The organism is Thermococcus alcaliphilus (assembly GCF_024054535.1).
Classification (GTDB): domain Archaea; phylum Methanobacteriota_B; class Thermococci; order Thermococcales; family Thermococcaceae; genus Thermococcus_A; species Thermococcus_A alcaliphilus.
The window spans coordinates 12141-37817 of record NZ_JAMXLV010000022.1; the positions used below are offsets into that span (position 1 = coordinate 12141).

Annotated in this window: 25 protein-coding genes, 1 tRNA gene, 2 rRNA genes and 1 pseudogene; 10 read left to right on the plus strand and 19 right to left on the minus strand. The window is 46.6% G+C overall.

Translation table 11 applies throughout. From position 1 onward, the window contains the following. The first annotated feature begins 2 nt into the window (after positions 1–2). From NF859_RS08020 to NF859_RS08030, 3 genes are all read left to right on the plus strand, one after another. The gene (locus NF859_RS08020; RefSeq protein WP_252743779.1) at positions 3–737 is read left to right on the plus strand and encodes a sulfite exporter TauE/SafE family protein; all 735 of its coding nucleotides are present in this window, start codon (positions 3–5) and stop codon (positions 735–737) included. A gap of 117 nt (positions 738–854) precedes the next feature. Beyond that, positions 855–2000 (plus strand): coiled-coil domain-containing protein, encoded by a 1146-nt coding sequence (locus NF859_RS08025; protein WP_252743780.1) that lies wholly within the window; start codon positions 855–857, stop codon positions 1998–2000. Positions 2001–2011: 11 nt separating this feature from the next. After that, positions 2012–2851 (plus strand): helix-turn-helix transcriptional regulator, encoded by an 840-nt coding sequence (locus NF859_RS08030; RefSeq protein ID WP_252743781.1) that lies wholly within the window; start codon positions 2012–2014, stop codon positions 2849–2851. On the opposite strand, the gene metG is transcribed toward NF859_RS08030, so the two are convergent. After that, positions 2848–5031, minus strand: coding sequence for a methionine--tRNA ligase (gene metG, locus NF859_RS08035; protein ID WP_252743782.1), 2184 nt, complete (start codon positions 5029–5031; stop codon positions 2848–2850). The two genes, NF859_RS08030 and metG, sit on opposite strands and share 4 nt — an antisense overlap. A gap of 108 nt (positions 5032–5139) precedes the next feature. Beyond that, on the minus strand, positions 5140–5409 hold the full coding sequence (locus tag NF859_RS08040; protein WP_252743783.1) for a hypothetical protein: 270 nt from the start codon (positions 5407–5409) through the stop codon (positions 5140–5142). A gap of 54 nt (positions 5410–5463) precedes the next feature. Here NF859_RS08040 and NF859_RS08045 point away from each other — a divergent pair, with 54 nt between their 5' ends. Together NF859_RS08045 and NF859_RS08050 are read left to right on the plus strand one after the other, a co-directional pair. Beyond that, a complete protein-coding gene (locus NF859_RS08045; protein WP_252743872.1) occupies positions 5464–5811 on the plus strand; it encodes a 6-pyruvoyl trahydropterin synthase family protein in 348 nt (115 codons plus the stop codon). A 54-nt stretch (positions 5812–5865) separates the two neighbouring features. Beyond that, positions 5866–7038, plus strand: coding sequence for a nicotinate phosphoribosyltransferase (locus tag NF859_RS08050; RefSeq protein ID WP_252743784.1), 1173 nt, complete (start codon positions 5866–5868; stop codon positions 7036–7038). Positions 7039–7202: 164 nt separating this feature from the next. Here the strand turns inward: NF859_RS08050 and NF859_RS08055 are convergent, their stop codons facing one another. The 4 genes and pseudogenes from NF859_RS08055 to bpsA form a co-directional block, all read right to left on the minus strand. After that, on the minus strand, positions 7203–7382 hold the full coding sequence (locus NF859_RS08055) for a ferredoxin (protein WP_225807112.1): 180 nt from the start codon (positions 7380–7382) through the stop codon (positions 7203–7205). 159 nt (positions 7383–7541) lie between these two features. Then, positions 7542–7745 (minus strand): ferredoxin, encoded by a 204-nt coding sequence (locus NF859_RS08060; RefSeq protein ID WP_252743873.1) that lies wholly within the window; start codon positions 7743–7745, stop codon positions 7542–7544. A gap of 83 nt (positions 7746–7828) precedes the next feature. Further along, positions 7829–8140, minus strand: a pseudogene (locus NF859_RS08065) (metal-sulfur cluster assembly factor); the annotation flags it as partial. Positions 8141–8215: 75 nt separating this feature from the next. After that, positions 8216–9268 (minus strand): N(4)-bis(aminopropyl)spermidine synthase, encoded by a 1053-nt coding sequence (gene bpsA / locus NF859_RS08070; RefSeq protein ID WP_252743785.1) that lies wholly within the window; start codon positions 9266–9268, stop codon positions 8216–8218. Positions 9269–9385: 117 nt separating this feature from the next. Here bpsA and dph5 point away from each other — a divergent pair, with 117 nt between their 5' ends. Continuing rightward, positions 9386–10180 (plus strand): diphthine synthase, encoded by a 795-nt coding sequence (gene dph5, locus NF859_RS08075; protein ID WP_252743786.1) that lies wholly within the window; start codon positions 9386–9388, stop codon positions 10178–10180. A gap of 17 nt (positions 10181–10197) precedes the next feature. Here dph5 and NF859_RS10705 read toward each other — a convergent pair whose 3' ends face one another. Further along, positions 10198–10461, minus strand: coding sequence for a hypothetical protein (locus NF859_RS10705; protein WP_252743787.1), 264 nt, complete (start codon positions 10459–10461; stop codon positions 10198–10200). Then, positions 10451–10870: a hypothetical protein gene (locus NF859_RS10710; protein WP_435372000.1), complete on the minus strand. Its 420-nt coding sequence runs from the start codon at positions 10868–10870 to the stop codon at positions 10451–10453. Before NF859_RS10710 ends, NF859_RS10705 begins: the two co-directional genes overlap by 11 nt. A 132-nt stretch (positions 10871–11002) precedes the next feature. Here NF859_RS10710 and NF859_RS08090 point away from each other — a divergent pair, with 132 nt between their 5' ends. Then, the gene (locus tag NF859_RS08090) at positions 11003–12340 is read left to right on the plus strand and encodes an NCS2 family permease (RefSeq protein WP_252743788.1); all 1338 of its coding nucleotides are present in this window, start codon (positions 11003–11005) and stop codon (positions 12338–12340) included. Here NF859_RS08090 and NF859_RS08095 read toward each other — a convergent pair. Together NF859_RS08095 and NF859_RS08100 are read right to left on the minus strand one after the other, a co-directional pair. Beyond that, positions 12319–12774, minus strand: coding sequence for a metal-dependent transcriptional regulator (locus NF859_RS08095; RefSeq protein ID WP_252743874.1), 456 nt, complete (start codon positions 12772–12774; stop codon positions 12319–12321). The genes NF859_RS08090 and NF859_RS08095 overlap by 22 nt on opposite strands. A 73-nt stretch (positions 12775–12847) precedes the next feature. Then, entirely contained in the window at positions 12848–13429 is a 582-nt protein-coding gene (locus tag NF859_RS08100) for an indolepyruvate oxidoreductase subunit beta (protein WP_252743789.1), read from the minus strand. An 81-nt stretch (positions 13430–13510) separates the two neighbouring features. Between NF859_RS08100 and NF859_RS08105 the strand changes: the two genes are divergently transcribed. Continuing rightward, complete coding sequence (locus NF859_RS08105) at positions 13511–14194, plus strand: class I SAM-dependent methyltransferase (RefSeq protein ID WP_252743790.1); 684 nt, start codon at positions 13511–13513, stop codon at positions 14192–14194. Between the two features lie 9 nt (positions 14195–14203). On the opposite strand, the gene lysS is transcribed toward NF859_RS08105, so the two are convergent. Continuing rightward, positions 14204–15784, minus strand: a complete 1581-nt coding sequence (gene lysS / locus NF859_RS08110) for a lysine--tRNA ligase (RefSeq protein ID WP_252743875.1) — start codon at positions 15782–15784, stop codon at positions 14204–14206. Between the two features lie 149 nt (positions 15785–15933). Between lysS and NF859_RS08115 the strand changes: the two genes are divergently transcribed. Then, the gene (locus NF859_RS08115) at positions 15934–16548 is read left to right on the plus strand and encodes a diacylglycerol/polyprenol kinase family protein (RefSeq protein ID WP_252743791.1); all 615 of its coding nucleotides are present in this window, start codon (positions 15934–15936) and stop codon (positions 16546–16548) included. Here NF859_RS08115 and NF859_RS08120 read toward each other — a convergent pair whose 3' ends face one another. From NF859_RS08120 to NF859_RS08155, 8 genes are all read right to left on the minus strand, one after another. Beyond that, complete coding sequence (locus NF859_RS08120; RefSeq protein WP_252743792.1) at positions 16549–17115, minus strand: DUF366 family protein; 567 nt, start codon at positions 17113–17115, stop codon at positions 16549–16551. It lies immediately after the preceding gene. Positions 17116–17125: 10 nt separating this feature from the next. After that, on the minus strand, positions 17126–17599 hold the full coding sequence (locus NF859_RS08125) for a magnesium-dependent phosphatase-1 (protein ID WP_252743793.1): 474 nt from the start codon (positions 17597–17599) through the stop codon (positions 17126–17128). Between the two features lie 127 nt (positions 17600–17726). Further along, positions 17727–20756, minus strand: a 23S ribosomal RNA gene (locus NF859_RS08130). A gap of 121 nt (positions 20757–20877) precedes the next feature. Continuing rightward, positions 20878–20954: transfer RNA gene (locus tag NF859_RS08135), tRNA-Ala, on the minus strand. 53 nt (positions 20955–21007) lie between these two features. Then, a 16S ribosomal RNA gene (locus NF859_RS08140) occupies positions 21008–22493 on the minus strand. The 16S and 23S rRNA genes sit together here with 1 tRNA gene alongside, the layout of an rRNA operon. A 486-nt stretch (positions 22494–22979) precedes the next feature. Beyond that, complete coding sequence (locus NF859_RS08145; protein ID WP_252743794.1) at positions 22980–23834, minus strand: ribose-phosphate diphosphokinase; 855 nt, start codon at positions 23832–23834, stop codon at positions 22980–22982. A gap of 44 nt (positions 23835–23878) precedes the next feature. Continuing rightward, the gene (locus tag NF859_RS08150) at positions 23879–24577 is read right to left on the minus strand and encodes a DUF1614 domain-containing protein (RefSeq protein ID WP_252743795.1); all 699 of its coding nucleotides are present in this window, start codon (positions 24575–24577) and stop codon (positions 23879–23881) included. Beyond that, on the minus strand, positions 24574–24927 hold the full coding sequence (locus NF859_RS08155) for an ASCH domain-containing protein (protein ID WP_087035902.1): 354 nt from the start codon (positions 24925–24927) through the stop codon (positions 24574–24576). Before NF859_RS08155 ends, NF859_RS08150 begins: the two co-directional genes overlap by 4 nt. A 101-nt stretch (positions 24928–25028) precedes the next feature. On the opposite strand from NF859_RS08155, the gene NF859_RS08160 reads away from it, so the two are divergent. Beyond that, positions 25029–25667, plus strand: a complete 639-nt coding sequence (locus tag NF859_RS08160; RefSeq protein WP_087035904.1) for an MBL fold metallo-hydrolase — start codon at positions 25029–25031, stop codon at positions 25665–25667. Positions 25668–25677 lie beyond the last annotated feature (10 nt).

Consider the following 25677-nt stretch of genomic DNA (forward strand, 5'->3'; position numbering starts at 1 on the left):
TCATGATCGAGTATCTCGTCGATTTCATCATTGGGCTTGCAATAGGGACAATAGCTGGACTTTTTGGAGTCGGTGGAGGGTTTCTTATAGTTCCAACGCTTACTTTTATAGGATTACCTATTCATACTGCAATTGGGACAAGTCTTGCCTGCATAGCAATTAGTTCTCTTGCTTCCGCTTATACCCACATTAAAAAGAGAAAAGTTCTTTTTAAGGTGGTGGCAATTAAAGAGGCATTTTCAATGCCAGCCGCACTAATTGGGGCCCATGTGACAACATTTTTACACGAATCCCTCCTAAGAGGAATGTTCTCAATGCTGTTGTTCTACCTGGCATATAAGATGGCCACAACACCTTCAAAATCTCATCATGAAGAAAGCCTCAAAATAAACTACAAGAATGTTCCCATAGTGGGTGTACTTTCAGGCTTTGTATCCGGTCTGCTTGGAATAAGCGGAGGGATTCTGAACGTCCCCCTTTTCCATGTTCTTGTTGATATACCTGTAAGGTACTCTATCGGGACATCTAGTGTGGCACTATTTTTCACAGCTCTCGCTGGAACTTATGGACATCTTAAGGCAGAAAATGTGAACATTGAAACGGCACTTCTTTTAGCTCCAGGGCTGGTAATAGGAGCGTACCTAGGGGCGAGAAGTGCCCACACTTTGCATCCAGAGAAATTAAAACGTTGGTTTGCTCTTATACTCATTTTGATCGGAGTTAAAATGTTAATTTAGCCCTTAAATTTATTAACTTCTCCCCCATAATTAAAAAAGAGCTTTGGAACAGCTTGAAACCTTCGTTTCACCGGGTTCCTAAAGTAAGCCAAGATCATATTAACGATGGTGAGAGTGATGAAGTTTAGTGCTCTTGGGATCATCCTTGTTTTAATAGGCGGGCTAATCCCCATTAGCATTGCCCAAAACCAAAGCAACAGCCAATATCTGGAGGAGCAGAGCAACGAGAGTATGGCAGGAGAGCTAATAGCTCAGCTGACCAAACTCAGCGAATTTGTAGAATCAAGGATAAGGCCCATAAAGAACGAACTGCCCCAGGATACTTTAGAGAACTACAAAAAAGCCGAAGACCTCAAAGAAAAAGCTTCTCTGGAATATCAGAATGGAGAATATCAAAATGCGATCCAGGATGCCCTATTGGCTATGAAACACTATAAAGAAGTTCTCAGGGAATTGAAAGAAACAGAAAGTACAGAAATGTTGAGAGAGCAGATGAATGTGGAAGCTGAAAGGATCATTGCGTATTTCTCCTACGTAGAGAAGGTCATAAAAGTGGCTGAAAAGGAAGGAGTTAACACGGACAGGCTGATAAAAACCTACAAGGAGACCAAAGATGCTTATAGAACTGTCCTTGAAGCCTTAAAAGCAAAAAAGATAGAAGATGCGAAAAGAAACATGGAAATTGCTAGAATGAAAAGGGCTGAACTCAATAGAGAACTAGAAAAAGTGCTCAGAGAACTCGCTTCGAGGAATGCTGAAAGGATCGTTAATTCTTTCTTGGTAAAGACCAAGCAGAGTATTGCAGTTGCTGAGGTAATGGTAGAAAACGCAAAAACAAGAGGCATGAACGTGAAAGAGGCGGAGCAGAGCATAGAGAGAATAAAAAACATCTACATAAAAGTCGAGAGCTTAGCAAAAGAAGGGAAATGGATTGAGGCATTAGGGGTAATCAGAGAGAATTCCCACCAAATACAGAAGTTCTTTAGGACGATAGAAAGAGTTAGAAGAGAGAACATAAACATAAAAGAAACCCTAGAAGAGCTGAGAGAGAGGATAAAAAAGGATACAACCGCAATTGCAATTCTAAAGAAGAAAGGAATAAATACAGCAAGAGCTGAGGTGCAGCTCAAAGGAGCCGTCAATGAGCTTTCTGCAGCGATTATTTCATTAAAACGCAACGATATCAGCAACGCCATCGTCCATATTCAGAGAGCTGAAAAGCTTCTCGCAGAGGTAGAGGAATTCATAAAGGCCAACTCTTAGGGGGTGCAGAAGTGAAACGTGCCTTTGCTCTAATAAGCATCCTCATTCTCCTGCCCGTTGTCAGTGCCCAGTTTACAGTTTCACAGGTGGAGCTGACGATCTACACCGATGGTTACGTTAAGGTTCATTATCAGTTGATTCCAGAGGAATACACCTCTCAAATCAGCCTGCCGCTTTTAGGGAAAAACTACGAAGGTGTGGAGGTTGTTGATGAAAACGGCAATCCCCTTAATTTTGAAGTTTACAATGAATCGCTCATCATTTATGTGGAAAATGCTCAAGTCGTAGATGTGTCCTACTATACTCCCGATCTGACGTATAAAGAAGGCTTAGTGTGGACTATTAACGTCTCAATGGAATATCCCTTTGACGTCATTCTTCCTGAAAATGCCGTTGTGGTCGATTTATCCGAGCTTCCCCTTAAAATAGCCTCCAATGTAATTACAATGCCCCCTGGAAACCAGAGTATTTCCTACACTCTTGAATTTGCAGCCGAAGAGGGCAGGAAGGACTTTTATTTTCCAGTTTTGGCATTTTTGGTGGTCTTGATAATAGCCATTTCTGGCTTTTTGACAATAAGAAAGAGAAAAAAAGAGGCCCCAAAGGAAGAGCTCCACATAAACAGGGACGAATTTTTGAAAAAGCTCGAAAGTTTTAACTTAAATGAAGATGAAAAGAGGGCTTTACTCTACATACTAGAAAAGGGAGGCAGGGCAAGCCAAGCAGAGGTTAGAACTGCTTTGGGAATACCCAAAACCACAGCGTGGAGAATGTTCAAGCGCCTCGAAAGACAGGGGCTTGTTAGAATAATCAAGGGGAGGAAAGAAAATTGGGTAGAATTAAAACCTTAACGAACCTTTGCCCCTAATTTTACCCCTTTTTCTGGTGTTAATAGGGCAACGGTTTTTCCGTCATCTGCTGCCAAAAGCATTCCCTGGCTCTCAATTCCCCTGAGCTTCTTTGGCTCCAAGTTCGTAATAACTGCCACGTACTTGTTAAGAAGCTCCTCCTTTTTGTAGTATGCCTTCAAACCTGCCACAAGCTGCCTAACCTCATCTCCTAGATCAACCTTGACAACATAGAGCTTGTCAGCATTTGGATGGTCCTCAACGCTGATTATCTTCCCAATTCTTATATCGAGCTTGGCAAATTCATCAAACTTCACATAACCCATCTTCCTCTCCTCCTTCTGCTTTTCTTTTGACCCCATTACTTTCTCTCCATAAATCTTCCTCAAGACTACCTCAGCTTCATCTCCAAGTCTTTCTTTTGCTACCTTAACAACATCCTCCATCTTGTAATACTTATCAAGCAAAATTCTGGCACTTTCTGGATTGCCTCTGCCTATGTACTTAACTATGTATGCTATTATATCTTCATCGCTGACTTTTCTAAATAGGATCTCAGCTTTTCTGACCTTGTGTCCGGCTTTAAGGGGCTCAAACTTCCACTTCTTGACTTCTTCGAGGTTTAAGAGGTGCCATATCTTTTCACTTGCGTCCGGAAGGAAGGGTTCAAGGAGTATACCCAATGCCTTAACTATTTGGAGAGACACATTTACGGTTGTTCCAGTCCTAATTCTATCGGTTTTAGCCGTCTTCCATGGTTTCTGATAGTCAAAGTACTGGTTGCCAAATATTGCAAGCGTCATTACCCTTTTAAGAGCCTCTTTGAACTGGTACTTTGATATTAACTCACCAACCTCTGCAAAAGCCTTCTTTATCTCGTCAAATGCTTTCTTGTCAAGGTCATCAAGTTCCCCGAGTTCTGGAACCTTTCCATCAAAATACCTGTTAACAAAGGTGAGTGCCCTGTGCACGAAGTTTCCAAGATTGTTCACGAGCTCTTCGTTAATTTTCTTCTTGAAATCATCAAAGCTGAAATCACTATCCCTCGTTTCTGGCATTATGGCGGTTAGGTAATACCTCAAGTAGTCTGCAGGAAATGCATCGAGAAACTCATGCACCCATATAGCCCAGTTTCTGCTAGTTGAGAACTTTCTACCCTCTAAGTTTAGGTACTCGTTTGCGGGAATGTCATAAGGCAGAAGCCAGTCAAACTCACCTTTTTCATCTTTATACTTGCCATAGGCCATTAAGAACGCTGGCCAGAATATGGCATGGAAGGGAACGTTGTCCTTTCCGATGAAGTGAACTATTCTTGTCTCGCCGTCGTATCCACTAAGCCAGTACTTCTTCCACTCCTCTTCTTTTCCAAGCCTCTTAAAGTACTCAACGGTTATTGAGATGTACCCTATTGGTGCCTCAAACCAAACGTAAAGGACTTTCCCTTTAACGTCTTCGTCCTCAAGAGGTACCGGAATTCCCCAGTTAAGGTCTCTCGTTATTGCCCTCTCTTCCAGACCCTCGTTGATCCATCCCAAGACCGTATTTCTGACGTTTGGCTTCCAGTGTTTCTGGCTTAAAACCCACTCTTTAAGCTTCTCTTGGAAGTTCTGCATTTTTATGTAGTAATGGGCAGAATCCTTGAATGTGATTGGATTTCCACATATGTTGCACCTTGGGTTTATGAGCTTCTCCGGGGTAAGGGGATGACCACAGACCTCACATTGGTCACCTCTCTGATCCTCTGCACCACAGTAGGGGCAGGTGCCAATAACGTATCTATCCGGTAGGAACATCTTGTCATGCTCACAATAAGCCTGCTTTTCAACTTTTTTAACAAGGTGTCCATTCTCAAGGGCTTTCAAGAAGAACTCCTGACTTATCCTGTAGTGGACGGGAAGTTCAGTTCTCCCAAAATAATCAAAGCTTATCTTTGCCCTTTCAAATGTCGTTTTGATGTGCTCATGGTAATAATCTACTATCTCCCTTGGACTCTTGCCTTCCTTTAAGGCTCTGAAAGTTATCGGAGTACCATGTTCGTCTGTTCCACATATGAAAATAACGTCTTCTCCCTTTAGCCTCAAATAACGCACGAATATGTCTGCTGGAAGATATGCCCCAGCTAGATGCCCTGCATGTATGGGGCCATTAGCGTAAGGCAATGCAGAGGTTACAGTGAATCTCATCTCTACCACCTCCAAGAACTAACTTGCTGCCCTTTATAAGTTCTCGCCAATTTTAAATATTACGGTGAGTTATTTTCTGTATATGAAAATATATCTGCTATTGCATAATCACTTACCCATGTTGATCTCCGAGGCTTTAATGACTACACATTTTTCGGGCAACTCCACTTCTCCTCTGTAAACGATTAAAGCACCCTCAAAAGGCATGATTGTGACTTTAATCTTTTTCAGACCAAAGCCGGATGAGGAAAGCTCGCCAGTCACTACTATAGGATTTTCTTTAAGCTCTAAGAGCTTGAAAAAGCTCTCCTTATTAACGTAGACTATCAACCCTCCAGCCACAACCCTCTGTGCCGGAACCTCAATCCCGCAACCCATGGTATCACCAAAGTGTTTTAACTATCAAAACCCAAAACTCTTTCGGTGGGAAAAATGAAAGCGAGGATTAGAGAAAAGTTCGCCTTTGATGCCGCCCATGCGGTAAAGATAAATGGAGAACTTGAAGAGATTCACGGACACACTTTCAGAGGCGAAATTTTCATTGAAGGAGAAATAAAAGAAGGCTACATAATGGACTTTCTGGAGCTTAGAAAGATTTTAGACAACGCCATTGCACCTTTAAGGCATAAAAATCTAAACAAGCTTTTCGAAAACCCGACAACCGAGAACATCGCCCTCTGGATTGCTGAGAGAGTTAGGAAAAACTTACCCCAAGATATTAAGCTGCATAAAGTCGTTCTGTGGGAAGGAGACGAAAATGGAGTTGAGTTTGAGTTTTAACGCCCTACCAAAAAGCTAAAATTTAGGGGAATAAAGGTATTAGGGGTGAAGAAAATGAAAGATTTCTACATAGCACATGAAGATGAGATAAAAGCAGGAAAAACCACAGATGTTTACTTTATCAGAACTAAGAAGATACTGGAAGAAAAAGGCATTCACAAAAAAGTTTTTGCTGATATATCAACAACTTCTCTTCCAAAAGGCTGGAAATGGGGAGTCCTAGCTGGAGTGGAGGAAGTGGCAAAGCTCTTGGAAGGACATCCGGTAAACGTTTATTCCATGCCGGAAGGGACAATATTCCATCCATACGAGCCTGTAATGCAGATTGAAGGATACTATAAGGAATTTGGTATCTTTGAAACCGCACTGCTCGGGATGCTGAGCCAAGCAAGTGGAATAGCAACAGCAGCCCTTAGAGTCAAAATGGCTGCAAACTTCAAACCAGTTTATTCCTTTGGTATAAGGCACATGCACCCTGCAATAGCGCCGATGATCGATAGAAGTGCCTTCATAGGTGGTTGCGATGGAGTTAGTGGTGTTTTAGGAGCGGAGATGATTGGAGAAAAGCCTGTAGGAACAATGCCTCATGCATTAGTCCTAACGGTTGGTGACCAAGTAAAGGCATGGAAATACTTCGATGAGGTCATGCCAGAGGAGGTTCCAAGAGTAGCTCTCGTTGACACCCTTTGCGATGAAAAGCTAGAGGCTTTAATGGCGGCTGAAGCGTTGGGAGAAAGGCTAGCTGCAGTGAGACTCGATACACCAAGTTCAAGAAGGGGGAACTTCAAACGCATAGTGGAGGAGGTAAGGTGGGAGCTGGATTTAAGAGGTTACGATCACGTTAAGATATTTTTAAGCGGAGGGCTGGATGAGGAAAGTATTAAAGAGCTTGCTGACATAGCTGATGCCTTTGGTGTCGGAGGAAGCATAGCAAGTGCAAAACCAATAGACTTCTCCCTCGATATCGTCGAGGTCGAAGGGAAGCCCATAACTAAAAGAGGAAAGCTGAGCGGGAGAAAGCAAGTATACAGATGTGAAAACGGTCACTACCACAGAGTTCCAGCAGAGAAAAAGCTTGAAAAGTGCCCAGTCTGTGGAGCGAAAGTTGAACCCCTTCTAAAGCCGCTCATTGAAAACGGTGAAATAGTGGCAGAACTGCCAAAGGCGAGGGAGATCAGAGAATACGTCCTTGAGCAGGCAAAGAAGTTTGGGTTGACACTTGAATAGCCTTTTTTCGTTTTTATCAATTTATCCCCGGGATGATGAAGAGCCCGCTTAATCCCTGAGCTTAGCTGTGATGCTTGGTGGGGGCTCTGACCGCCAAACTCATAAACAATCAAGCCTCTAGAACCATACCCATAGAATAGAAGTTAATAAAAAGAGAAAGAAGTTCATTCGACTGTGATTGATCCTGTTGGGCAGCTCTCTGCTGCCTCTTTTGCACATTCGAGATCGGTTTCAGGCACAATTGCCTTAGCTTTTCCATCGTCATCCATCTCAAAGACATCTGGGCAGATGCTTGCGCAAACTCCACATCCAATGCATGTGTCCTTATCAACACTAACCTTCATTTCCGACACCTCCAAAGAGCTTCAAAAATAGAGGGAAAGCTAAGTTTAAAAATCTTTTTCAAACTAAAGGTTATACTACACATTCTAAAGAAAGAGGTCAATGCTTGGGATCAAAGAAGAAAACAGAAAGGAATACAAAAGAGAAAATTGATGAAAACATCAAATCTCTTCAATGTATATACAGCTTACAGGACAAGCTTCGGCAGCCTCTCTGGCACAATCAATGAGATCTTCTCCAATAATCTCAACTTTTGGTTGGCTCTTTCCCTCATCGTTCATCTCAAAAACGTCTGGGCAGAGACTTGCACAGATAGCATCTCCTATACAAACATCTTGATCAACCCTAACTTTCCACTGGGCCATCTGAATCACCGTATTAATATAACAAAGGTTATGATATAAAGGTTTCGAACTATTAGATTAGTCTAAAAAATTTAGGAAATAACTCAGATCATTCCCAACCTTTTCTTGACTTCTTCACTTATTCTGTCCGGAGTCCAAGGCGGATCAAATGTGAGCTCTATTTCCGCATCCTTAACTCCAGGAATTTCGAGAATTTTCTGCTCCACAGCCTGAAGAAGCCACATGGTAAGAGGACATCCCGGAGTTGTCATGGTCATCTTGACATAAACGGTGTTGTCAGGGTTTATCTTGAGCTCATATATAAGCCCCAGATTAACAACATCTATTCCAATTTCAGGGTCAATCACTTCTTTGAGCTTTTCAAGAATCATTTCCTTTGTGATCTTAGTGTTTTCACTCATTTTCCTCACCTGAAAAAAGTTTCTAAACAACAAATTTAAACCTTATGGAACAAAAATGTGGAAAAAGAATCAAGTTGTTGAGCTTTCCTCGTCGTCATATAGTTCTTGACCAACTGTGATTTCCTCTTCATAACCTCTGGATCCCTCGATGGTTTGAATTCTAAACATATAGCTCTTGTACCAGTTGTACGTAGGCATGGTCTTTACTGGCAAGAGTTTCCACGCTCTCGTTTCCTCAACGTATCCCCAGTTGACGTACTCGTTAAAGTTCCTTATTATATCCGTTATAACTACGTTGAACTCTGTTATGAGGAGCTTCTCTATCTGGTGCCATTTGTCAATTGAACTTTCCCTTCTTGTAATTCCAAAGTAACCTGCACATCCTGGGCCCTTTAGTGTTGCAATTCCCCTTCCAACAAAAGCCCTAACAGCATCGACTGTCTCGGGAGGATCGGTGATAAAAGTATCGAACTTCCTTAAGGCATAATCTGGTAAAGGCTTTCTGAGATCGAAGGTGAATATCTCCACGTTACTGTAGCCGATTTCCTCCGCAGTTTTTTCAATAAACTTTGTGAGTCTCTCATCAATATCAAGAACCGCAATCCTCTTTGGAAGGCCCGAAAGCATTAGAGCAATGCTCGTTAAATCGTCATCTCCAAGGACAAAGACCTCCTTATTTTCAAGATCTCCCCTCGTATGCATCAAGGCTACCCTTGCAACTGTTGTCTCGGGAGTTACATATGCCTGATCAAACTCATGCTTTGGCTCGGGCCTGTTTTTCACTATTTCTTTAAACTCCTCAAGGAGGTCTCTAAAAGCATCAAGTTCAACTGTTTTTCCTTGGCAGTGGCTGCAGGTGTAGTCTTCTCTCCTTCCGATTCCATACTTCTCCACAAGCTCCTTCCCCTTCTGGGTAAGGATTATCCCATCTTTGAACTCCACATAGCCTAAATCGTGAAGCGCTTCAACCACTGCAACCACGAGGGGAAGTGGTTCTTCGCTAAGGTCTACTACCCTCCATGGATCGCTGCTCGCAAGAATTGCACTCAACACGTTTTCAATGGTCCTCTCATAAACGGGTATTGATGTTTTCTCTCTAACTCTCTCAACAATCGCTTTCATCTCCGCTCCCTCCATTAACTTTCATCAAAACCGTCGAAAGAAGTTCATGAAAAGCTATTTTAAAGTTTTTGGAATAAATTTTTAGCCCTACTTTCATTAGAAAAAGAGGTGAGAAAAATGCCGATATATTTCATAGGACTGGGACTTTATGATGAAAAGGACATTACCCTTAAGGGCCTGGAAATAGCAAGAAAGTGCGATTTGGTGTTTGCAGAATTTTACACCTCTCTCTTAGCTGGAACAGACATAAAAAAGATAGAAGAACAGATAGGAAAACCGATAAGACTATTAAACAGAGAAGACGTTGAGCTGAACTTTGAGAGGATAGTCCTCAGTGAGGCAAAAACCAAGGATGTTGCCTTTCTCACGGCTGGAGACCCAATGGTAGCGACAACTCATGCGGACTTAAGGATAAGGGCAAAGCAGATGGGAGTAGAGAGCTACGTTATCCATGCGCCATCTATCTACTCTGCCGTTGCTATAACCGGACTTCAAATCTACAAATTTGGGAAGAGCGCTACCGTTGCCTACCCGGAAAAGAACTGGTTCCCAACCAGCCACTATGACACAATCAAAGAAAACAAAGAACGTGGTCTTCATACGCTTCTCTTCCTTGACATTAAAGCAGCAGAAGGGAGGTACATGACCGCCAACGAGGCTATGAAGATTCTCCTTCAAGTGGAGGAGAAGAAAAAAGATGGAGTCTTTACCGAAGACACTTTTGTGGTTGTCCTTGCAAGAGCAGGTTCCCTAAACCCAACGCTCAAAGCCGGTTATGTAAAAGACATGATAAAAGAAGACTTTGGAAAGCAGCCTCACGTTTTAATAGTTCCCGGAAGGCTGCACATAGTCGAGGCAGAATACTTGGTAGCCTTTGCCGATGCTCCTGAGCAGATATTAAAGGAAGTTTAGCTTTTTTCTCTCTCTGTTTATTGGGGCAATGTAACGCTGGTAAAATTCCTCAGCTTCCTCGTATGCTCCTCCACCCATTCCCCACTAATTTTTCTCCTTGCAACCCCGTCTTTTATGGCGTGTTCCGCAACTGCCCTTGCTTCTTTTGGATACACCTCAGGATGCAGTGGAGTGGGGATTATGTGGTCTTCTGACAGTTCTTCCTCACTCACACAGCTCGCTATAGCCTCAGCTGCAGCTATGTTCATGTTCAAAGTAATTTCCCTCGCTCTAACATCCAAAGCCCCTCGAAATCAGCTTAATTGTATTCACAATCTCATCTACGTCATTACTGTCTATCAGTATAGGGAACGCATCCACACCAGCTAGGGCTTTGAAGAGAACGCATTTGCCTTCCATCACAGGCATTCCAGCTAAAACCCCAATGTTCTCCAAACCAAGCACCGCAGAACCGTCTGTAACTACAGCCACGGTGTTTGGTATAGAGGTGTAGTCTTCATAACTTTCTCCATTTGCTATAGCCTTACAGGGCTCAGCAACACCCGGGGTGTATGCCAGGCTTAGGTCATAGAAGTCCTCAACCTTAACCTTTGGAATAACCTCTATTTTTCCATTTCCGGGAAAGTTGTTTCGATGGTAATCGAGGGCATCCCTTTCAAGCTTTTTTCTTTGTTCTTCGCTAATCCTCATGAATTCATCCCCTATCTTGTGAGACCTCTTTCAATTAAACTCTTTCCATGTTTTTGTTTGACATTTTTGTGTTCAAAATATTTAAATATACTGGTTGTTTTATCACTTTCGTATCAATTAGGGGTGAGAGGGATGAAGGCTTTTGAGAAATATTTCGAGTTTGAGAAGTACAGAACGGATATGAGAACTGAGGTACTCGCGGGGATAACCACTTTCATGACAATGGCATATATTCTCTTCGTAAACCCTGCAATATTAAGCGATGCGATGGGAAAAGAAGCCTTTAACTCACTTGTAGCGGTAACGGCACTTGCAGCAGGAATTTCCACAATAATAATGGGCATCTATGCCAAAAAGCCCTTTGCTTTAGCTCCGGGAATGGGACTGAATGCCTACTTTGCCTACAGTGTCGTGCTTGGAATGGGTTACGATTGGAGAGTGGCACTTGCAGCAGTTTTTGTTGAGGGAATAATCTTCATAATACTTAGCATTACCAAAGTTAGGAGCGCAATAATCCATGCAATTCCACTAAGCCAGAAATATGCAGTTGGAGCTGGAATAGGACTTTTCTTGACATTGATAGGCCTTAATGACGTTGGTCTTCTAACCGCCTTTGTTGATAAGAACGGGGTGCTTAAGTTCACCGGGTTTAATGCCTCAGCACTTGGAACAAAAGCAGGTCTTTTGTTCCTATTCGGACTGTTCTTGGCTGCAATCCTCATAAGCCTCCGGGTGAAGGGTGCTCTATTAATTTCAATCCTTACCACAAGCATTTTGGGATGGATAAGCGGAGCTGCACCCTGGCCAGAACATTTCTTCTCAACTCCAGACATAAGCTACACCTTTCTAAAACTTGACCTTCAAGGCCTCCTCAACGTAGGAGCAATTGGTGTAGTGTTTGCCTTCTTCATGGTCGACTTCTTTGACACCCTCGGAACAGTAACGGGGTTAAGTGCCAAGGCAGGTTTCCTGACAAAAGAAGGGAAAGTGCCGGATGCCGAGAAGGTTCTCTTGACCGATGCAATAGGCACAACCTTTGGTGCACTCCTCGGAACTTCAACCGTAACAACGTATATAGAGAGCGCCGCTGGAATTGAAGAGGGCGGAAGAACAGGGATGACAGCCCTAGTGACAGGTCTACTCTTCCTTGCCATAGGATTGTTCATAGCACCCATTGCGCAAGCAATTCCGGCTTTTGCTACCGCACCGGCTTTGGTTATAGTTGGTTACTACATGTTAAGTGCAATAAGGGGAGTTGACTTCGATGACGCGAGCGAAGCTATTCCTGCATTTCTAGTGCTCATAACAATTCCCTACACATATTCAATAGCAGACGGAATAGGAATGGGCTTTATAAGCTACACCATAATAAAGTTGTTCAGCGGAAGAGGAAAAGAGATACACCCACTGATGTACGTATTGGCATTAATCTTCATAGGCTACTTTGCCTACTTGGGAGGACTCTTTTGAGTCTTCGCCTCTTCTTTTTCCATGTGTTCTTTAAGAAACTGTTTGAGGACGTAGGGACAGTGTTCCTGGATATACTGGGCAAATTCCTTCATTCTCTCAGCCGTAATCTCATGAACGTAATGTTCAAACTGGCACGCATCTTCTTCCGCTATTTCCGGAGGAATTCCAAGTATCTCGGTGAAAAATCTCATCAAGAGGACGTGTTTTTGGTAAGTTTCTTTAGCTATTTCAAGCCCCTTCTCAGTTAAAAGAATCCTATCGTACTTTTCGTAGTCTATCAAGCCTTTTTCATTTAGCTTTTTTAACGCATCCACCACACTTGGCGGTCTAACACCCAGTTTTTTTGAAATATCTTTTACTCTGATTACCCCTTTGTTCTTTTGAAGTATGTACATAGTTTCGAGGTACTCCTCCTCTCTCTTTGTTATTTCCACAAACCTCACCTGAATTAGTTTAACCTAAATAATTTAAGTGCTTTTTGGTTACACCAAAAATGATAAAGAGGGATCATTTAGCAAGTTCCATTCCCCTTTCAAAAGCCTTAATGTTAATTTCCCAAAGCTTTGGCTTTAATGTTTCTTGAATTCCACTCAAGAGGCTCTCCTTATTCAATGGGATCAAACCTTTACTATAGGCAAATCCAAGCATAAGCACTCCCAGAGTACGGGGATTTATCTTGTCTGCCTCTTTCTGAAAGTTCCTCATATCAACGGTGCATATTCTTGAAAGGGCACCACGTATTTCCTCAAGACTTGGGTACCTCTCTTTTCCGACCAAAGTCGTGGCTGTGTGAATCGGATAAGCGTTTACTATAGCATGGCTTTTGTCGCTTAGGAATCTTGCGTTCCTTAGAGCTTCAGCCGGCTCAAGAGCTAGCATCAAATCTGCTTCTCCCTCCTCGATAAGAGGAGAATAAACTTCCTCTCCAAATCGGAGATAACTAAGCACACTACCGTAGCGCTGACTCATTCCAAGGGTTTCTCCTATTCTAACATTGTATCCCTCTTTCATTGCGGCATTTCCGATGATCCTTGAGAGTGTAAGTCCGCCCTGTCCTCCAACTCCCGCTATTATCAGATTGAACTCCACAGTTCACCACCAAGAAAATTAAGGTGGAAAGGTTAAAAATCTGGCGGAAGGTTTATTTGGCAACTCGTCTAATTTCCTAACATGAGCTTTAAAGAGTATTACCGTGCATTTAAGGCTTACACTGATATAAACTCGAAGGAATATCAACGGAGAATAGAAGAGCTCGAACCCTATCTGCTTAGAGTTATGAAGAAAAAAGGAAAAGTTTTGGACCTAGCATGCGGTGTCGGAGGGTTCTCCTTTCTTCTTGAAGACCATGGATTTGAAGTTGTTGGCGTTGATATCGATGAAGAAATGATCAAAAAAGCCATAGAATACGCAAAGGAAAAAAATTCCAAGGTGAAATTTATTGTTGGGGACGCAAGAAAGTTGCCCTTTGAAGATGAAACGTTTGATTACGTTCTCTTTCTCGGAAATACAACTGTCCACTTCTCACCTAAAGAACTTAATGAAGTCTTTAAAGAGGTTAAAAGAGTTCTCAAAAAAGATGGGCTGTTTCTGATAAATTTTGTAGACATGAGGGGACTCCTTTCAAGAGTCCAAATGGGAACCATAGTTGGAGAGGAGTACTGGATAAGCAGGGTAATGATTGACGAAGGAGAAAAAACTGCTGTGATAGAGTACAAGAGCGAGAAAGATTCTTTTAGGGTTAGATTTGCAATATGGGGAAAAACTGCCGTAGAGTTGCTCGCAAAACTCTATTTCACTCCCCTAGAAAGCGTTAAACTTGACGATATATCCTACCTAAATGTATATAAAAAATAAAAATAGAAATCAGCCTTCGAGCCTAAGCCTTTTTATCACGAATTCCTTATCGAGCGATGCCAAGAAGGGAGCAAGTCTTGGTCCTCTATCTTTTCCTATGAAGAGGTTGTAGAGAACCTTGAAGTACTTCTTGCTTGGGATGTTTCTCTTCTTGGCGGCGTTGAATATAACTGAATTAAACTCATCGACTGTAAATTTTTCTCTTCCCTCAAGCCACTCCGCAACTTCCATAAGGGCTTCTCTTATTTCTTCCCTTATCTCAATTTGTGGAATTTTTTCCTGAATCTCAAATTTAACTTCGTCAGGAGCATATTTTTCAACCCAGTTCTTGGCAAGCTGTATTCTGAGCCGAATTCTCTTCAGGTCTTCCTCGTCAAGCTGTGCCGGAACGTGACCCTGTTCTTTTAGTATTTCAATTATCCTCTCTTCAGTTAGGTGAGGCATTTGGACAAGGACGACGAGGAATCTAAAGGGAGCCTGAGCAATCAAACGGCTCGGGAGAGAGGGCATTGAAAGTTCATACGTTCTCTTAAGCTCTTCAGCTTCTTCAAGGTTTTTAGCTTCCTCCAATCCAAAGTACAGTCTCTCAACCCTATCAAATTCATCGTAAAGATTAAGCAAGCCCAAGCCTAAGTCGATCTTGATTTCCTTGTTTGGCCTGTGTCTTGCGTAGATGAACCTTATGACACCGGGCTCAAGAACTTCATAAAGATCGCTTAGTAGGATAACGTTGCCCTTGCTTCCGCTCATCTTGCCTTTTTGGCCCTTTATGCCAACGAACTCATACATAAGCGTCATTGGAACTCTCCAGCCAAAAATATTCTCAACTATTTCCTTTCCGGTGTCGTAGGAACCTCCAGCAGCTAAGTGATCCTTTCCTGCCGGTTCAAAATCTACTTTGAAATGAGCCCACCTCATTGGCCAATCAACACGCCAGCGGAGCTTGACGTTGCCCTCTCTTATGTCGGTTTCACCTTCGGCACCGCAGTGCGGACACCTATAAGAAACCTTCCACTCACCATCCCATTTAACAAACTCAGCTTCCTTCCTACATTTTGGACAGTAAATCTGTACTGGTTGCCAATTATCGGGCAAATGAGGCTGTTTTGCCATATCTCTAAACTTGTTCAAGATTTCCATTATTTTCTCTCTCTTTTCGAGAGCTAACCTGATTTCGTTTGCGTATTCTCCGCTCTTGTAGAGCCTGCTTGCCCTTAGAAAATCAACCTCAATCCCAAGCTTTTCAACTTCTTCTTCAAAGATACTCATAAAATGATCCGCGTAGCTGTCGTGACATCCCCACGGGTCTGGAACTTCACTAACGGGCATCGTTAAGTATTCACCCCACTCCTTGGGGACGTTTTTCGGTACCTTTCTAAAGCGGTCGTAATCGTCCCACATGTGAATGTGTCTAACTTTTTTTCCTTTATCCCTCAGTGCATGCCCCACAATATAGGCTGTAAAAAGCTCTCTAAAGTTCCCTATATGAACGTAACCACTCGGCGTTATTCCACTTTCCACTACATACTCTTCTTTGTCTCCTCTCTCTTTGATGATCTTTTCTGCCATATAGTCAGCCCAATGAACCATTCCCCTCACCTGCAGGTAATTATGAGAGACACTTTTTAAGCTTTGGCTAGCTAAGATATCAAAAGTCTTCAACATTCAGAAACCACTAAGAAACTGGACAAAAGATATATTAGTTTCCCCAACATTTAATTGCTTGGTTGGTGAAATCAATGTTCCCTGCATGGCTACTTTATGCTGGCATTGCGGCTACTATCATTATCCTCGCGATAGGATTTACAAAAAAGCTCGGAGAAGAATACGCTTGGGTTAACAGAAAGATAATCCACTTTAGCATTACGCCTGCGATAGTGTTTTATTACACTGGAAAAATTCCAAGAGAAGTCTTCGCTCTTGCAGCTTTTGCTTTTGCATTGGCCCAGTTAATTCTCCATCTAAAGAGAGAAGAACTCTCCTGGTACCAAATAAATAGGAATTATGGCGAGGTGTTTTTTGCCTTTTCTGCTTCTTTTGTAGTTGCTTTTCTCCCAAGAGAATACGCAACAGCGGTGTTGCTGATTATGGCAATAAGTGATGGCGTTACAGGCATTCTGAGGTTCTATTACTTCAGAAAAAATGGATACAACGTAAAACTCAAAAAACATTGGAGCGGCAGCTTGGGATATTTTGTAACAGCGTTTTTAATAGCATTTGCAGTTCTTCCGGAAAACTCATTCACAATAAAACTAATATGGAGCGGGATACTAACATTGGCAGAGTATCAAAGGTTTCTAGATGACAATCTAGCCGTTCCTCTCGTGGCTACTTTTCTCTATCCCCTAGTTTAACTATTCAGCCCACCTCACCTTGAGACTGTCTTTTTTCACTTTGATAAACTCTTCAGCCAGGGCTTTTCCGCTCTTTTTCATAAACTCCGGGATATCGAGAATTCCAAGCTCTTTAAGCCCAATTGCGTTGACTCCTTTCGGAATTCCCTTTGCCTCAACGTTTATCCCGATGTGTATTTTTATGCTAACCGGCGAAACTGTGGCTATTGAGATACTGAGCTTTCTGCCGTCGATGTAGATGTCATCTCCTTTCCTGAAAGTTTTTATGCCATATCCCTCTAACAACTCGCAAAGCTTTGCTATAAAGAGTTTCTGGAGAGCAGAGGCTAAAAGAACGTTGGGGTACTCAAAAACCTCTATTATATAGTGAACCATATCATCGCTTTTAATTTCCTTTTTCTGCCGGAGGTCTTCGATATCAATCATTTCCTCAACTTTTACATCACATTTGCCTCTAAAAACCACTATAGAATTTCCCAAAACCCCGAAGTTTCTGTAGGCCCAGTGACTTCTTATTGCCGAACCATCATAATCTATCCTTCTGTCAGTTACAACCAAAAGCTCCATTTAGACCACCTCATAAGCTTTCTAGGAGCTCCTTAAGCTCCTCGAAGCTCTTTACATCAACCCACATGTGTATAAACCTGAGGTTTGGAATGCTCTTCTTTACATCCTCAAGGTGAATTGTCCTATCATCAACATAAATAACTTCTGATATTTTGTATCCTTCGCTCTCGAGTTGCTTCAACGTTCGAAGTATCATGTCTGCTTTGTTTGGGTGGTATTCTATTTTTGGAAAGACAAAATACTCCCAAATGCCAAATTCCTCCAGAATCGGCCTCACAAACTCTTCAATATTCCAACTCGCAATGCTTAAAAGAAACCTACTTCTTGCCCACTCTAAAAACTCCAAAACTCCATCGAACAGCCTCAGCTTATTCCCATATGCGTCGGTTACTTCATTTCCATCCCTTGTAAATGGAGGGACAAGTCTAGAAGCATCGTAATGATCCCACAGCGTACCATCCAAATCAAGTACCAGCAATTTCATTACAATCACCAGAAAAGACTCAAGAACACAATTTTTGAATTTATCGATATTTCAGAAAACAGAGAAGAATCATTTTGAGGACCGTGCATAGGTGGATTTGGCCTATCAAATGCCCAGCCTCCTTTCGGGGGTAAGAACCTCGGGCTATTGGGAGCGGCAGACTAAACGGGTCGGTTTCCCTTCCCGCTTACATCCCCGCTCCATCAAACCCGTCTTCTGCGGGTGCCCTCGTCCCTGGCAACGGGCCGGTCGCCCGACCCCCTGCGCCAGGGAGTGGCCGCCTATTTTCGGGGACCGCTTCGGCCTTAGATGCCTTCAGGCCTTATCGGACGCGGCGTAGCTGCCCGGCTATGCCCTGTAGGACAACCGGTAGACCAGAGGCCGCGGCACCCTGTTCCTCTCGTACTAAGGGCGCCTTCCCCTCAGGCGGCCAGCACCCCCGGTAGATAGCATCCGACCTGTCTCACGACGGTCTAAACCCAGCTCACGTTCCCCTTTAATGGGTGAACACCCCCACCCTTGGCCCCTGCTGCAGGGCCAGGATGGGAAGAGCCGACAGCGAGGTAGCAAGCCTCGGGGTCGATATGGGCTCTCGCCCGAGACGACTCTGTTATCCCCAGGGTAGCTTTTCTGTCATCCCAGGCCCCCACCGGGGAGGCACTGGGGTTCGCTAGGCCACGCTTTCGCGGCTGGACCCGCCTCTGTTACGGGTCCAGTCAGGCCGGCTTTTGCCCTTGCACTCTACGGCGGATTCCTGACCCGCCTGAGCCGACCTTAGGGCGCCCCCGATACCTTTTCGGAGGCGTGCCGCCCCAGCCAAACTGCCCACCTACCGCTGTCCCCGCTTTCGCGGGTTAGCCATACGGCAGAGGGTGGGCGGTGTCTCATGGGCGGCTCCACCCGGCCCGGAGACCGGGCTTCGACGCCTCCCGCCTACGCTGCGCACCCCCCGCCGTATGGCAACGGCAGGCTGCAGTAAAGCTCCATGGGGTCTTCGCTTCCCACCGGGGGTCCCTGGCATATGCGCCAGGCAGTGGTTTCGCCGGGCCCCAGCCGGGGACAGTGGGGACCTCGTTACGCCATTCATGCAGGTCGGCATTTAACCGACAAGGAATTTCGCTACCTTAAGAGGGTTATAGTTACCCCCGCCGTTTACCGGCGCTTCACCCGGTTGGACCCGGGCTTCACGTACCGGCACTGGGCAGGCGTCGGCCCCAGTACAAACCCTTTCGGGCTAGCTGGGACCTGTGTTTTTATTAAACAGTCGGGCCCCCCTAGTCACTGCGACCTGCGGTTTACACAACCGCAGGCACCCCTTCTCCCGAAGTTACGGGGCCAATTTGCCGAGTTCCCTCGGCTGGGTTTCCCCCGACACGCCTTAGGCTTCTCACCCAGGGGCACCAGTGTCGGTTCTCGGTACGGTCGCGGTGGATCGTTCCCGAGGGGCTTTTCACGGGCCCCAGGGATCGGCGGAACCCCCCTTACGGGAGGCCATTCGCGCTTTCACCCGGTTCTCGCCATTACGGCACTCCCCGGGCTTATACGCTTAGCCGGCCTTGTGGACCGGTCCGCCTACCCCGAGGCGTCACCCCTCGGGCTTGCGTTGCCGCACCTACCACCGCGGTACGGGAATATAAACCCGTTTCCCTTTCGCCAGCACCGAGTTACGGGCTGGCTTAGGACCGACTAACCCACGGCTGACGAACATTGCCGTGGAACCCTGGCCCCTACGGCGGCCGGGATTCTCACCCGGCTATGCTGCTACTCCCGGCAGGATCCGCAATCCCGACGGGTCCACCGGACCTTACGGCCCGGCTTCTACCCCACCGGGACGCCCGCCTACCCGATCACGGACCAATCGGTCCGTGCGCCGGGGTCTCGGCGGCCGGCTTGAACCCCGTCCATTTTCGGGGCCCCTGACCTCGACGGGTGAGCTGTTACGCACTCTTTAAAGGATGGCTGCTTCTAAGCCTACCTCCCCGCTGTCTAAGGCCAGGGACACCCTTTGGAGTAATACTTAGCCGGCACTTTGGGGCCTTAACCCCGGTCTGGGTTGTTCCCCTCTCGGTGGACGGCTTACACCGCCACCCTACTCCCCCCATCTACGGCGGTAGTGGGTTCGGAGTTTGACAGGGTGCCGGAGGCTTTCGCCCCCTGCACACCCAATCAGTGCTCTACCCCACTACCTGCCTCCGGGGAGGCTATCCTGCGGGATAATTCGGCGGGAACCAGCTATCTCCGGCCTCGATTGGCCTTTCACCCCTAGCCCGGGGTCACGGGAGCGAATTGCACGTCAGCACCCCTATCGGGCCTCCATCCCTCTGTTGAGGGACTTCACCCTGCCCCGGGCTAGATCGACCGGTTTCGGGTCTCACGGCCGTGACTCCGGGCGCTTTCACACCCCGTCCCTCGGCGAAGCGCCTGCGGACCTGTCGGTTTCCCTACGGCTCCGGGGATTTCTCCCCTTAACCTCGCCACGGCCGTGAACTCCCTGCCCCGTGTTTCAAGACGGACGGTGCAACCCCGGTCCTCTTCCCTCGTACTCTCCCGTCGCCGGGATTTCCTTCGGGAAGACTCATTCCTTTCGGGCCGCACCCACCTATCGCCGCCTGGTTTCAGGCTCTTTTCACCCCCCTCCCGGGGTGCTTTTCAGCTTTCCCTCACGGTACTAGTTCGCTATCGGTCTCGGGACGTATTTAGGGTTGGGAGCCGATGCCTCCCAGCTTCCCGCCGGATATCCGACCGACGGTACTCAGGAACCCTGCAGGAGCCTTCGGGCTTACGCCTACGGGGCTATCACCCTCTTCGGCGCCGCGTTCCAGCGGACTTCGGCTTCACCCGAGAGGCTCCAGCGCAGGGCCCTACTACACCACATCCCCTGAGTGTTTCCACTCAGGGTTCAGTTTGCCCTGTGCCGCTTTCGGTCGCCCCTACTCACGGCATCGCTTTTGCTTTCTTTTCCTGCGGGTACTAAGATGTTTCAATTCCCCGCGTTCCCCCTCCCTGGTGGGAGTGCGGCAAAGCCGCAGGAAGTCCCATTCGGGAATCCCCGGCTCGACGGCTGCCTGCGCCTCACCGGGGCTTATCGCAGCTTGCCACGCCCTTCGTCGGCGCCCCGAGCCGAGCCATCCACCAGGCGGCTTAGGTTTCTTACCCCCTACTTGGAGGCTGGACATTTTTTGGGCCAAATCCACCTATGCACGGTCCTCATCGTGACCCCTTATTCGGGGCCTAGGACCCTTCCACCCCGAGCGTTGCTCGGGATGTGCACCTCTTCGTGGTGGACCGGCCGGGATTTGAACCCGGGGCCTCCGGCTTGCAAAGCCGGCGCTCTCCCAGGCTGAGCTACCGGCCCACGAAAAGGCAGGCCCAACACCCCTTAAGCCCCCCGGATGGGTTTCCGGCGATAGGAGGTGATCGAGCCGTAGGTTCCCCTACGGCTACCTTGTTACGACTTCTCCCCCCTCACGGAGCCCGGACTCGACCCCGCCCAGAGGACGGAGCCTCATCCAGACCCCGCTCGGGTGGAGTGACGGGCGGTGTGTGCAAGGAGCAGGGACGTATTCGCCGCGCGATGATGACACGCGGGTACTAGGGATTCCAGCTTCACGCGGGCGAGTTGCAGCCCGCGATCCGAACTGGGGGCGGGTTTAGGGGATTCCCTTCCCCTTTCGGGGTCGGATCCCATTGTCCCGCCCATTGTAGCGCGCGTGTAGCCCGGGGGTTTCGGGGCATACTGACCTACCGTCGCCCGCTCCTTCCTCCGGCTTATCGCCGGCAGTCCCCCCAGAGTGCCCCCTTCCCAACGGGAAGGGCTGGCAACTGGGGGCGCGGGTCTCGCTCGTTACCACACTTAAGTGGACGCCTCACGGTACGAGCTGACGGCGGCCATGCACCTCCTCTCGGCGTGTCCGGCAAGACCTTCAGCCTGGCCTTCATCCTGCCGTCGCCCCCGGTGAGGTTCCCGGCGTTGAATCCAATTAAACCGCACGCTCCACCCCTTGTAGTGCTCCCCCGCCAATTCCTTTAAGTTTCAGCCTTGCGGCCGTACTCCCCAGGCGGCGGGCTTAACGGCTTCCCTACGGCACCGGGCGAGCTCGAAGCTCACCCGACACCTAGCCCGCATCCTTTACAGCCAGGACTACCCGGGTATCTAATCCGGTTTGCTCCCCTGGCCTTCGTCCCTCACCGTCGGACCCGTTCCAGCGGGGCGCCTTCGCCACTGGCGGTCCCCCTGGGATTATAGGATTTCACCCCTACCCCAGGGGTACCCCCCGCCTCTCCCGGTCCCAAGGCCCGCAGTATCCCCAGCAAGCCCCACGGTTGAGCCGTGGGATTTCGCCAGGGACTTACGGGCCCGGCTACGGACGCTTTAGGCCCAATAATAGCGGCCACCACTCGGGCCGCCGGTATTACCGCGGCGGCTGCCACCGGCCTTGCCCAGCCCTTATTCCCGGAGCTTTTTACACTCCGGAAAAGCCGTGGCGGTGCCACGGCACTCGGGGTCCCCCCGTCGCGGTTTCCCGCATTGCGGAGGTTTCGCGCCTGCTGCGCCCCGTAGGGCCTGGACCCGTGTCTCAGTGTCCATCTCCGGGCTCCTGCTCTCACAGCCCGTACCGATCTTCGGCTTGGTGGGCCGTTACCCCACCAACTACCTAATCGGCCGCCGGCCCATCCTCGGGCGGGCAAAAGCCCCTTTCGGCCTGAGGACCTTCCAGTACCTCAGGCCTATGGGGGATTAGCCCCAGTTTCCCGGGGTTATCCCCCTCCCGAGGGTAGGTTACCGACGTGTTACTGAGCCGTCCGCCGGTGGTGTCCCAGAGGGACACCCCCTTGACTCGCATGGCTTAGTCGGACCCCGATAGCAGTGGCCTCCGGCAGGATCAACCGGAATTGCTATTAGGAGTACGGCCGGTGGGACTCCCCTCGAAGGGGAGTACCATAAAACCCATCCGGGGTTTGGTCGGGGTGTTGGGCCTGCCTTACCCCCGAGGGGTCCCCTTTCGGGTTTCCTCGGGAGCGCACTTTGTTGTGCCCAAGGCTGGAGGGCGGGGTTCATTGTTGGGTGCTTTGCACCCACTCCCCTCGACGCCGCCGTTTTATGCCTGGGCTTTGGGCGCCCTTATTCGGGCGCTCCACCCTATAGCTCGAGACCCCCACAATGAAAAATTTTTGCAAAGCCTTGGGAGGCCATATTTTTAGTAAAAAAGCTGTTAAAATTGAGTTTTGTTATTACGAATTTTGAACATTTAAATGATAAAAACAACAAGCTATTTTCTTAGTTGGCATATGCATCTAAACCCGCACTAAAAAACAAGCACCATACCATTTACACATGAGAAATCCTCTACTCAAAATAAAAAGAAGGCATTAAAAGACATTAAAGTCTCAAAATGTCTTCCACAAGACTTATCTTCGAAACTGGAGTGGGTATAGTATTGGTCACGGCAAGTTCATCAACTGCTTTGCTAACTCTCTCAATAGCCCCTTCAGCAAAGACCCCATGGGTTGCAACAACAAATATTTTTCCAGCGCCCATCTCCCGTAGTATGTTAGCGGCCTTTACCATAGTGCCCCCAGTGCTTATGATGTCATCCACTATGAGCACGTTTTTCCCTTTCACGTCAACTTCCACCGGGGTCATCTGAACTTCAGTTGGAGAGATGCGCTTCTTCTCGAAGTAGCTAAACTCTAAACCAAGAAGCTCCGCAACAGCCTTTGCCCTCTCCAATGCACCCTTGTCCGGAGCTAAAACTAACCCGTCACCAAGCTTTTCCCCAAAGTACTCGGCTATAGCTCTGGCAGGGCTTAAGTTAACTGCCTTCCCCGGGAAGTATTCCAGAGTTTTTGGATTATGAAGGTCAAAGACATAAAGCTCATCATAATAGATACCAAGAGCCTTCATAACTGCTCTAACGCTTATCGGCTCTCCTTCTTTGGTAACTCTATCCTGCCTCGAATAAGCCAAATATGGCACCACTGCCTTAAGATGCTCAAATCCTTTCTCTTTAAGTGCATCTCCTAGGAGGAGTAGCTCAATAAGGCGCTCATCTTGGGGATTAAAGGTAGATTGAACAACAACAGCTTCCTTTCCCTCTCCAAGAATCCTTACGTACTTTTCCCCATCGGGGAACTTCTTTATCTCCACATCCAAAACTTCCTTGCTGTATTTGCTTGCCTTCATCTTAACCTCTTCGGCCATGTGATAAGCCCCACTTCCCAGCACTACTTTCATCACAATCACCCCAAAGAAAATAGGTTTAGCGTTTAATACCTTTTTCATACCAGCAAAACCGCAATAACTCCAGCAAGAAAAATACCATCAAAAGTACCAGCACCGCCTATGCTAACCATTGGAGCTCCGAGATCTTTGAGCTTGTCCCAGTTTAACAGATCAGCTCCTATGAGGACACCCATTGTACCGCTTGTATATGCCACCAACGGTCTGTTTGGAGCCCCTATGGTGAGGGCAAGGAGAGCAGCGACTAATGGAGGAACAAAAGTAGGAATCGCTATACCCAATCCTTTCACAGGTCTTGAAAAGGCTTTGCTAATTATCATCGAGATAAGAACAGCAACTCCTACTCTAATCAAAAGATCATTTTGTTCAAGGACTATAAGCCTCAATACCTCGTAGAGAACCACACTTAGGGGAACAAGAGCTCCCCCAACGTTAACACTCACTATTGTTTTTTGCTCACCCCAGTCAACGTATGGAACGGGATAAGTAATGCCAAAAAACGACACTTTGGCAACTCTAACAATTGGCCCATAGCTTCTGATCTCCTTAACCGGAATGTTGATGAAGCTTCCTATTAATGAAGCCCAAAACAGCGTAAAGGCAACAGGAAGAGGAAGTCCCAACTTTTGAAATGCCAGTGTTATTGTACCTGCAAAGAGTATGAAAAGGATAGGCAACAAGAAAATCAAGAGAATTAAGAAAGGCAAGGTCAGAGGTAGAAAAAAGTATCTCCTCACTCCTTGAACCCCCTGATATTAACCCATATTTGAGCACCTTTAGGCATTATAACCTCCAATGGCTTCTCAAACTTTACTGGGTTTTTGAAAACCCACGCGTAAAGTCTCTTACCGTTTGAATAGTCCTTTAGGAACTCATATTCTGCTAGATGCTTTTCTTTATGTTCTTTTAATTCCTCGGGTGTGAAAGGCCCCAGAACATCCACAAGTTCAGCTTTTCCTATTGCAAAACCCTTGTTTATAATGTAGACCTCTCCCCTAATCTTGGTAGAGCTCTTTCTAATTTCCCATATCTTCTTTCCTTCCACAATCCAAGAAGCAAATGGCTCTTTGACTATTAATCCTCTCATATGCCTTCAAATCGAAATAATGATAATCCCTTTATAAAACCAACGTTTGATGGGAAAGATTTAAGTGGAGTTTCAATCTATTATTCTCGGAGGCTACGCCTATGAAGATTATCTGGTATGGTCATGCGTGTTTTTGGATTGAAATAAATGGCGTGAAAATTCTGATAGACCCCTACGAATATGTCAATGACGATGCCATAGATGGCATCGATTACATACTGGTTACCCATGAACACATAGACCACTACGGCAAAACACCCCTTCTGGCGAGACTTAGAGATGCAACTGTAATAGGGCCCAAACCTGTGTATCTAATGGCAATAAGCGATGGAATAACCAAAGTCATGGAGATAGAAGGAGGACAGGAAATAGAACTTGAAAACGGGGTTAAAGTAAAGGCGATATTTATGGAGCACCCCTCAAGCCAGTACCCAGTAGGATACATTATATCCAATGAACAAAAGACACTCTTTCATCCCGGAGATACATATTACAGCCCGATTTTCAAAAATTTCCGGGGCAAAATAGATGTCCTTTTCGTCCCAATAAGCGGAAGGTCAACTGCAAACGTGAGGGAGGCAGCAAACATAGTTGAAGTAGTTCGACCAAAAATAGTAATACCAATGCACTATGGCGTCTACAGTGAAGGAAACGTGGAAGAGCTAATTAAAGAGCTCAGAGAGAGAAGGATATGGGTTCTGGTAAAAGTTCCAGAAGTTGGAAAGCCCTTTGAAGTATAGCGGTGTGGAT